The organism is Dehalococcoidales bacterium (assembly GCA_030698765.1).
In the GTDB taxonomy this organism is placed as follows: domain Bacteria; phylum Chloroflexota; class Dehalococcoidia; order Dehalococcoidales; family UBA2162; genus JAUYMF01.
In genome coordinates this window covers 1-9580 of sequence record JAUYMF010000150.1, presented here as the reverse complement: position 1 = coordinate 9580, position 9580 = coordinate 1, and the positions used below count along the sequence as shown (strand labels likewise).

Sequence of the window (9580 nt, the reverse complement as noted above, 5' to 3'; positions counted from 1 at the left end):
CGGTTACTAGTATAGTGTATTACAAATGTCTTTACAGTTCTGTCATTCCGGACTTGATCCGGAATCCATGTCTATCCCCTGGATTCCAGCCTTCGCTGGAATGACAGCAACTTCCTTGACACGGCAAGATATATAAGAGACCCTACACTAGCTGCTATTATCCGGGCAGTATTCCCCGCCCGGCCAAATCGTTAGCCACGTCATCAAGCCCGATAGATTCCAGTTTCCCCCTGGTAGGTATCCCGGTCTCCAGGTCACAGCCACGCAGCCGGTAGTATTCATCAAGCACCTTATCGAAATCCTCAATATTATACTCAAATTTGGAGTAATCGTAGCGGGGGTGCTCCTTGCCGTGTTTTAGCTGATAGTGGAAGGGATACGGGTAATCATCAATACGCCTGATTCCTTCCCGGGCATTGAAGGCTCTCTCCATCAAGTTCTTCCGCTCGGCAGCCTTTCTCATGTCCTCCACACTGAAATCTATTCCGGTAGCCGCTGACATGACCTGGGCAAAGTCTTCATCATGCATGCCTTCAGTGATAAAAGTCTGGTGCGAGGCAAAATGACAGACCCCGGTCATATCGCAAAGGGCGTAGGTGATTTCGTTATCATATACCTCTCTCGCCTTTATCGGGTCGGGGGTAAATGGATTGAAAAATGCCTCGGGGTCTCCATAGCGCTCCTCACCCAGTTTTCTCAGGTGTTCATCAGAGTGCTCCCGGCGAGAACCGGGCACTGTCTGCGACTGAGCGCCGGTGAGATGGTCATAGCCACGAGTAGCCACCGAATTGCCCAGCACCGAGCGTAAGCCACCCATCCCGCGAGTCCAGCCGTGGTCGGTATGGCCTTTGCCGTGACTGATATACAGGTCAGAGCCTCTTCCCAATTTTTCAGCCGAACGGATAGGATAGCCGTCTAAAATCTCGCCGAAGCCTTCCTTGTAGGCTATCTTATGCAGCAGTTCCAGGAATACCTCTTCATTGCCCGGCGTTATCTCCAATCCTTCGGTGTCCTCTTTGGTAATAATACCGTCCCTGTACAATTGTATCGCCCACTGGAAGGCGTGAAAGGGTACCTGCACATGGACGCCCAGCTGGTTGCACAAAGTGTTGGCTTTAACGAAGAACTCCACGTTATCCACCTGGGCCATATTGAGCGACCTGCCGAGAGGCCCACCCTCAAAGCCGGGGCCCGCTGTTCCCGCATATTTTCCTGATTTCACGGAATTGAAATGCCGGCAATGATAAGCACAACCAAAACAGGAAAGGATCTTCTCATGAATGGCGTCAAGCTCAGCTTTGCGTTTGGTATAAAAACCGTAGGAGACCCAGCCGGTGGTGCCGTAGTTGGTGTGTATCGTGTACATAGGATCCCTTTTAGCCCTATCAAGCAGGGACTGGCACAGCTCCATAAATTCCTTCGGCCTGGCTACCTTTACTTCCTTGTTACCCAGGGCGGCCACCGCCTTGAGATTCTTGGAACCCCAGACGGCGGCCAGGCTCATCCTGCCGGCTGCCCGTCCCAGGTCACCGATAATCGCTGAAGAAAAGCCCAGGTTTTCACCGGACGGCCCTATCTTGATAGAATGAATATCAGAGTTATTAAGCTCCTGCTGGATGAGGTGGTCAGTTGTCCAGGTATCTTTACCCCAGAGATGAGCGGCATCCCTTATTTCGGCACGTCCGTCGTTAAGCCACAGATACACCGGCTTCTCCGCTTTACCCCTGATGACAATCAGATCATAGCCGGCAAACTTCATCTCCGGACCGAACCCTCCGCTGCCATTGGAGCGGGCGAAGATTCCGGTCAGCGGGGATTTGCTGATGACATCGAACCGGCTGCTGCCCGGCGTAATGGTACCAGCCAATGGCCCATTACCGATTACCACAACATTCTCCGGTGAGAGGGGGTCAACCTCAGGGCCAACCTCGTCATAAATTGTTCTGATACCAAAACCGTCCCCGCCAATATACTTGGCGGCGAACTCCGGAGATAGTTCTTCATTTGAGACCTTCATACTGGTCAGGTCTACGTTAAGGATATTGCCTGCCCATCCATACCAGTCAGTCATTTCTTTCTCCTTTGCTACCCCGGATTGCGGCAAGCCTCTTCTCTGAGGCTACCTTCCCCATCCCCTGCTTCAGTAAGCGGCGCTTCCAGTCATCCTTCTCACTTAACGCCTCAGACTCCGCCTCCACATAGTGTATTATCCCGATGGGACAGACCTGCGCGCATACCGGCTCCCCTAGACACTGGTTACATTCGAATACCTTGCCCGTGACCGGGTCTGCTGACAGCGCCCCGTAAGGGCATACCTCCAGGCAGAGTTTGCAGCCCTTGATACAGGTCTCCAGGTCATGGCTGACTATCCCCGTCTCCTCATCCCGGCTGATGGCGTTTACCGGACACACCAGCAGGCATTCCGGTTCAAGACAGTGCTGGCAACATCTCCGGGACGCATACTCCCTTTTCTTCCTGCTTTATCACCCTTACCGCCGAGTGGCTGCGGCTGAAGGTCTGCGTTTTCTGGAAGGAGCAGTGCAATACGCATAGCTCACAGCCGGTGCACGGTTCATAGTCTACAAATAGTACCTTGCGCATTTGCCCTCCTTTGCTCGGGAAGTCTTTCTTGAAGCTATAACAAATATAGCCTCTGCCCCCACAGAGACTAATCTCCTTTTTAGTGTAGCATCTCACGTCTGCACTGTCAAAATTATTCCTGCTCACCCGACCGCGTCATATCGAGCACAGACGGGCACGAAGCTACATCTGTTTGGCGTATTCCTCAGGGTCGATGGGTACCTCGATGACCACCGGCCCCTTCATCCTGAGACCGTCTGCAATCGCTGTCTCCAGTTCGGAGAAGGACGCCGCTTTCACCCCATGAGCTCCAAATCCCCTGGCGATTGCTGCCAGGTCAGTACCCCCGAAATCAACGCCGCAGGCGGGATAAAGTCTTCTTTTCTGGACAACGTCGATCAGCCCCAGCTTCCGGTCGCAGAAGACCAGGCAAACTATGGAGAGTTGCAATCTGACCGCTGTCTCCAGTTCCTGAAGCATCATGAAAAAGCCGCCGTCTCTCCGGATACGGAGACTACCTCCCGGTCAGGAAACTGCAGCCTGGCGGCCATGGCCGCGGGAAAGCCGTAGCCCATCGAGGAAAAGCCGTTTGACATGAAGAAGGTCAACGGTTCATAGGTCTCCCATAGCTGGCCCAGCAATAACTTGTGCGCGCCCACGTCCGTGGTCAGGACAGCATTTGGTGATAGCAGCTGGCGCAGTTTAAGGATTACATGGTAAGGAGAAAGGCCTCTCCGGGAAGCGGCGACGGGTGAAGATGACACCTCTCTCATCTCATCCCTGAAAGCCCGCAATTTTTTTTCTTCCCAGGCATGATTCGAAGTATAGGCAGTAAGAAATCTGGTTAGGATAGCATTTACATCCCCGATTAGCTCCAGAAATGGAGCGTAGGAACCGTCGGCGGTAGAGGCGGTATCAATAGACAGTATCTTCTTTTCCTTGTGCCACATCTTGTCAGATTCGACGGGGTCAAAGCCGATACCGACCACCAGGTCTACATCCTGGAGGAACTCCACGATTACCCTGTCGCCGGCCATACCGGCGGCAGTGGCCAGGAACAAGGGGTTGGTCTCCGAGACCAACCCTTTTGCCTTGGGAGTGACCATCACCGGAATCCGTGTCTTTTCAATAAAGTCAGCTATTATCGCTGAGCTACCCACCGGGTCAACGCCCACACCCACAATCACCAGTGGATGGCGAGCTTGATTCAGTTCCGCCAGAGCCTTCTCCATTAACCTTTCGTCCGAATATGAGGCATAGACATTCGCTTCCGCCTCATCAGCTTGATAACTTTCATCCTGCTGAGCAGCCATATCGCTGGGCAGGAGAAGGTGCACCGGGCCCATTCTACCTTGAGTAGCAATCTCTATCGCCCTTTCGACCTTACTCCGGGTGTTTCTGGCATCCAGAACAATGCTCTGCTTGGTTACCGGCTGAAAAAGTGATGAAAGGTCAATACGCTGGTGCGTACAATAAGGCGCGGCTCTGGTTGACATCTGCCCGGTAATTGCCAGCACCGGCGACCTGTCCAGAAAGGCATTGGCCACGCCGGAAACAAGATTGGTGGCTCCCGGCCCGAGGGTGGAGAGGCAAACTCCCGGACGGCGGGTAATCTGTCCGGTAACATCCGCCATGAAGGCAGCCGCAGCTTCGTGACGGGTCAGGACAAAAGAAAGGCCTTCCCGACGGCAAGCTTCAAGGAAATCAAGCACCTCTCCACCGGGAAGCCCGAAAATGGTGCTGATACCATTTTCTTTCAGTGTTCTGGCCACTACTTCAGCGCACGTTGCCATCAAGCTTTCCCCTGGAGATTGAACTTTTTGATAATACTACGAAAATAGGACCATAGCCATTCCGGCCCCGTATCAGGTACGGAATGACGGAGGATGGTCGTTTGATGCGGGATACTCATATTTTCATTCATAGTGGTGTCTCCGGTAAAAGACATGATAGATTATAAGGTCTCCCGATAGTACCGTCAATTTGAGGCTAAAGTTTTATTGACATTCACCGGCGCCGGAGTATACTTAGATAAAAACAGACGGCATAACCCGACCAAACTCGGAGGAGAAATACCATGATTAAATACACGGAAGCCGATTTATCAGCGATGAGTCCAGATGAGTTCCGCAACATCGTCAGGAGCGGCCAGTGGACGGAGCACAGCATGAACAAGTGCCGCGGCTACGCCGTGACGGATATGGTCATCATCCCCAAAGAGTATGCCTATGACTACCTGGTGTTCGCTCACCGCAACCCGGAGACTGTCTCCATCGTTGACATGACGGAAGCAGGGTCGCCCCATCCCCTTCGCGTCGCCCCGGATGCCGATCTGCGCACCGACCTGCCCAGATACCAGGTTTACCAAAACGGCAAGATTATCGATGAGCCTACCGATATTAAAAAGTACTGGCGTGATGACCTGGTCGGCTTTCTTACCGGCTGCAGTGAGAGCTTTGATTGGGCTTTGAAAAACGCCAATGTGCAGTACCAGGTTAATGGCGTATTCAGCACCAATATAGCCTGTGTGCCCGTCGGGCCGTTCCGCGGCAATATGGCCGTTTCCTGCCGTCTGTTCAAGACTTCTTTCGATGCTACCCGGGCAGTACAAATATCGTCACGACACCGCATTATGCACGGGGCGCCGGTACATATCGGAGATGGCAGAGCTATCGGGATACGGGACCTGTCACGTCCGGACCTGATAGCAGGTTGGGAAGGCTCAAAAGCCAGAGAGCCGGCAGAGGGCGAAGTCGCCATGTTCTGGGCCTGCGGCGCCACGAACAGGATAGTGGCCGCTGAGGCTAAACTGCCCCTGATGATTGTTGATTATCCGGTAAGCGTCTTTATCACCGATAAACTGGTAGAAGAACTAGCCATATTGTAACCAGCCCGCCAGTCGTTGAGACAAGGCAGAGACCGGGGTAGAAGCTTCAGGCTAGTGTCGTGTATGCCACATGTCTTTACAGTTCTGTCAGTCCGGACCCTGACCTGTCGCCAGGACAGGATTGATCCGAATTCCATGTCTATCCCCTGGTTTCCAGCCTTCGCTGGTATGACTGCAACTTCCTTGATACGGCAAGATATATAGAGACACTACACTAGTACCTAGTTGCGTAGGAAGCCGTAATAATTAAGCCGTTCATGGTGAGCTTGTCGAACCACAACGGCGCGCCCTTCGACATGCTCAGGGCGAACGGTATCGTCATAACCCTAGTTCTTGCAATTGAGTACTAGTCCAGAGGTGGACTCAGGTGCACGTCCAGAGTGCGTTCGCACCACCTTGCCACTGCCAGCAGGCGGTCCTCAGCCAGGGGAGCACCAAGCAGTTGAACGGCCAGGGGAAGCCCATTCTGCCCCAGGCCGGTGGGCAAGCTGATAGAAGGCAGGCCGATAGTTGTCCAGGGCCGCTGCATCACCGGGTCTCCGGTAATCGTCAAATCCTTCGGAGCAGTGCCGGGGGCCCCGGGAGCGAGCAGAGCGTCAAACTGATGCAGCAATGGCTCCACGCCGGCACGCTGCTGGAGCCGCGACTGTAAACTCCGGGCATATTCGGTTGCGGGAGTAGCCAGCCCCTCTTCGATTGTCTTACGTATTCTGGGACGATACAGTTCCTTGCGTTGCGCGAACATCTCCCGATGATAGGTTGCGCTCTCAACCGACATGATGACACGATTAATCTCATGGAGTCCGGCGAAGTCAGGAGATAATGTCACCTCCTCTACAATGGCGCCCGCCTGACGCAACCGCCCGGCAACTTCTTCAGTATGGCACCGCATCTCTTCATCAGCATGGTCGAAAAAGTGCTGGCGCACCAGACCTAAACGCGGTTTCTGCTGACTGTTCAGACCGATCAGACAATCGGGGACTGGCTCATTAAGCGAATATAGGTCCTTAGCATCATAGCCGGCCACCGCCTGGAAGATGAGGGCACAGTCCTCTACTGTCCGGGCCAGGATACCAACATGGTCCATGGTCCAGCTTAGCGGCACCACGCCATAGGCGCTGATACGACCGTGCTGGGGTTTTAAGCCGACAATGCCATTATAAGCCGCCGGGCGCAGCGTTGATCCGCCGGTCTGGCTACCAAAAGCAGCCAGACACATGCCCGCGGCCACCGCCGCCCCCGAGCCACTGCTGGAACCTCCGGGAGTGTGACTGGTATTCCAGGGATTACGGGTAGGGGCCACATCCTGGTGCGCAAACTCGGTAGTGTGAGTTTTACCAAGCACAACAGCCCCCGCTTCTTTCAGACGGGCAACAGCGGTGGCATCATAAGACGGCACAAATCCTGACCATGACCTTGAGCCTGCTTCTGTGCGCAGACCGGCTGTGTAGAAAATATCCTTGATTCCCACCGGGATACCATGGAGGGGCCCGCGCCGCTGTCCTTTACGCAACTCGTCGTCAAGGGAGAGTGATGCTGCCAGTGCTCCTTCCCGGTCTAGCAATACCCACGCCTGAATCTTATCCTCCAGAGCATCGATGCGATCCAGACAAGATTCGACTAACTGCAGAACGCTTAACTCACCAGTGGAGATTTTAGAAGCTGCTTCGGCAACGGTTAGTTCACAGGGTGTCCTGACCATTTCGGTTTTCTTCCTCCCCGTTATTTACTTTTGTCCCAATACCTGAACACCCTGAATTTTAACACATCTTCACGGAAATAATAATATCAGACGGCAGAATTAGCGTCGGGTGCTCTCAGAGGCATCCAGTCGGGCTATTATAAGAGCGTAACGTTACCAAACTGTAGATTATTATCCTCAGATTGACGGTTTAGGCATTTTTCTCTTTATTCCTGAATATCGTCCCAGTCCACCCCTCAGCCTCGGGTCCAGCAAATCCCTTATGGCATCTCCCAGCATATTGATACCATAGACCACAATAGCCAGTGCCAGACCGGGCCACAGCGCCATCCATGGGGCCTGTAGCATATAAGAGCGCCCCCTGCCACTGAGCATACCTCCCCAGCTGGGCATCGGCGGAGGAATACCGAAACCGAGAAAGCTCAGGGTAGCTTCCGCCAGAATCATCTGCCCCATCGCCAGGGTAAATATGATAATCACCGGAGCCATAACATTGGGGAGAATATGACGGGTAAGTATTCTTATATTCGGGGCGCCGATAGCCCTGGCCGCTTCTACATATACATTTTCTCTAATGCCGATAACCGCGCTTCTGACCACCCTTGAGCTGCGGATACCGGTAGAGATTCCCAGTACAAGTATCACCTGTATCAGTCCCGGTCCCAGAACAGCCATTACAGTTAAATAAATGAAAAGAGGTGGAAAGCACATCCAGGCATCAACAAACCGCTGTATTATCAGGTCAGTCTTACCGGAAAAGAACCCTGAAATAAGGCCTATCAGCATCGCGACAATTATCTCCAGAGTTGCCCCTCCCAGTCCAACATACATGGAGATACGGGCTCCAAAAATAATGCGGCTCAGTATGTCCTGCCCCAGGTTATCCGTCCCCAGAAGGTGCTGCGGAGAGGAGGGTTGAAGCCGGTCGGACAGCAGCATTTCATCGTATCCATAAGGAGCCAGCACATCAGCGAAGACAGCGGTAAGAAAAAGTATCAGGACGATGGCACCGCCTATAGTACCCAGGGGTTTCTCCCTGAACAGCCTGATGAATACATCAATCAGCAAGGGATGACTCTTTGGTTCTCTCTCCGCTTCCCGGGATACTCTCTGGTTCTCACCCATTTTTCAAATTTTCCCTATCAGGTTATTTATAGTGAATTCTGGGGTCCAGATAGGCATAGGTTATATCGACCAGCAGATTAATGACCACCACAAAACTAGCCACTATCAGGTTTATTCCGGAAATCACCGGGTAATCTCTGCGGCCGATAGCTTCAAGCAGATAAAAGCCTATCCCGGGTAAAGCGAATATTGTCTCGGTAACCACAGCGCCGGCAATGACAATAGGCAACTGCATACCTAATATGGTGACCACCGGAATTAGAGCGTTCTTCAGGGCATGACGCAGGACAATCACCCGCTCGCTGAGTCCCTTGGCCCAGGCCGTCCGGATATAGTCCTGCCTTAGAACCTCCAGCATCATGGTACGCGTCATCCTCATGATCGTCCCGGTGAATACGGTACCGACCACGAAAGCCGGTATTATAAACTGTTTCAAATTTCCTACCGGATTATCAACCAGCGGGATATACCTCATCGGTGGCATCCAGCCCCACCATACCGAGGGGTAGACGACGATTACGGTTCCCAGCCAGAAGTAAGGAACGGAGATAAAGAGTATGGCAAGGCTGCGACCAAAATAGTCACCGGCGGTGTCCTGCCGTATTGCCGAATATACACCTATGGGCAGAGCCATTATTAGCGCTATGGTCATACCCAGAATCCCTAGCTCAGAGGATACCGGGAGCCGTCTGAGTATATCAGAGCCCACAGACCGCCGTGTCCACAGGGATGAGCCGAGGTCACCCCGGAGAACATCTGTCAACCATTCCCAGTACTGGAGGTAAACCGGTTTATCCAGTCCCAACTGGGTTCTAAGAGCCTCAGCCGTTTTTTCCGCTGCCCCGGCACCGGTTGCCTGCGTCATCTCTACTACCATTATATCGATGACATCGCCGGGGATGAAGCGGACCAGGAAAAAAACGATCAGGGTCACCATGAGCAGAGAAGGAAGCATTAGCAGCAATCTTCTGATTATATAAGCATGCATTTCATCTACCTTGTTATCTGCGGGGCTTTAAGTAGAATATCCGGTGTCCTGCTGAACACCGCTTCCTTCAGTATCTTATTATCATAGTAAATGCTGAAGGTCAGACAGGAGAATTCCTTAATGGTGTCACCAGAATGCTGGGAGACACCGGGGAAAATCACCTGAATTTCGGACTTCCCCTGGAGGGCTGGCGGTTCAAACTGCCAGCCCTCTTTCTCAAACGGTGTCTCTTCTGATACCGGGCGACCTAGTAGCCCATTGACTGCTTCAGCCCACCGTCAATCCAGACATACTTGGC

At 53.0% G+C, this 9580-nt stretch carries 9 protein-coding genes; 1 reads left to right on the top strand and 8 read right to left on the bottom strand.

What is annotated here, in order from left to right; genetic code table 11:
• Positions 1-157: 157 nt before the first annotated feature.
• The 5 genes from Q8Q07_07335 to Q8Q07_07315 form a co-directional block, all read right to left on the bottom strand.
• On the bottom strand, positions 158-2071 hold the full coding sequence (locus Q8Q07_07335; GenBank protein MDP3880096.1) for an aldehyde ferredoxin oxidoreductase N-terminal domain-containing protein: 1914 nt from the start codon (positions 2069-2071) through the stop codon (positions 158-160).
• Entirely contained in the window at positions 2064-2411 is a 348-nt protein-coding gene (locus tag Q8Q07_07330; protein ID MDP3880095.1) for a hypothetical protein, read from the bottom strand. The genes Q8Q07_07335 and Q8Q07_07330 overlap by 8 nt, the downstream gene beginning before the upstream one ends.
• Before the next feature lie 16 nt (positions 2412-2427).
• Positions 2428-2601 (bottom strand): hypothetical protein, encoded by a 174-nt coding sequence (locus Q8Q07_07325; protein MDP3880094.1) that lies wholly within the window; start codon positions 2599-2601, stop codon positions 2428-2430.
• 162 nt (positions 2602-2763) lie between these two features.
• Positions 2764-3063, bottom strand: coding sequence for a thiamine pyrophosphate-dependent enzyme (locus tag Q8Q07_07320; GenBank protein MDP3880093.1), 300 nt, complete (start codon positions 3061-3063; stop codon positions 2764-2766).
• Positions 3060-4373, bottom strand: coding sequence for a thiamine pyrophosphate-binding protein (locus Q8Q07_07315; GenBank protein ID MDP3880092.1), 1314 nt, complete (start codon positions 4371-4373; stop codon positions 3060-3062). The genes Q8Q07_07320 and Q8Q07_07315 overlap by 4 nt, the downstream gene beginning before the upstream one ends.
• A 284-nt stretch (positions 4374-4657) precedes the next feature.
• Here Q8Q07_07315 and Q8Q07_07310 point away from each other — a divergent pair, with 284 nt between their 5' ends.
• Positions 4658-5467 (top strand): DUF1445 domain-containing protein, encoded by an 810-nt coding sequence (locus Q8Q07_07310; GenBank protein ID MDP3880091.1) that lies wholly within the window; start codon positions 4658-4660, stop codon positions 5465-5467.
• A 346-nt stretch (positions 5468-5813) separates the two neighbouring features.
• Here the strand turns inward: Q8Q07_07310 and Q8Q07_07305 are convergent, their stop codons facing one another.
• From Q8Q07_07305 to Q8Q07_07295, 3 genes are all read right to left on the bottom strand, one after another.
• Entirely contained in the window at positions 5814-7169 is a 1356-nt protein-coding gene (locus Q8Q07_07305; GenBank protein ID MDP3880090.1) for an amidase, read from the bottom strand.
• Between the two features lie 177 nt (positions 7170-7346).
• The gene (locus tag Q8Q07_07300) at positions 7347-8294 is read right to left on the bottom strand and encodes an ABC transporter permease (GenBank protein ID MDP3880089.1); all 948 of its coding nucleotides are present in this window, start codon (positions 8292-8294) and stop codon (positions 7347-7349) included.
• Positions 8295-8316: 22 nt separating this feature from the next.
• A complete protein-coding gene (locus Q8Q07_07295; GenBank protein MDP3880088.1) occupies positions 8317-9282 on the bottom strand; it encodes an ABC transporter permease in 966 nt (321 codons plus the stop codon).
• Positions 9283-9580 lie beyond the last annotated feature (298 nt).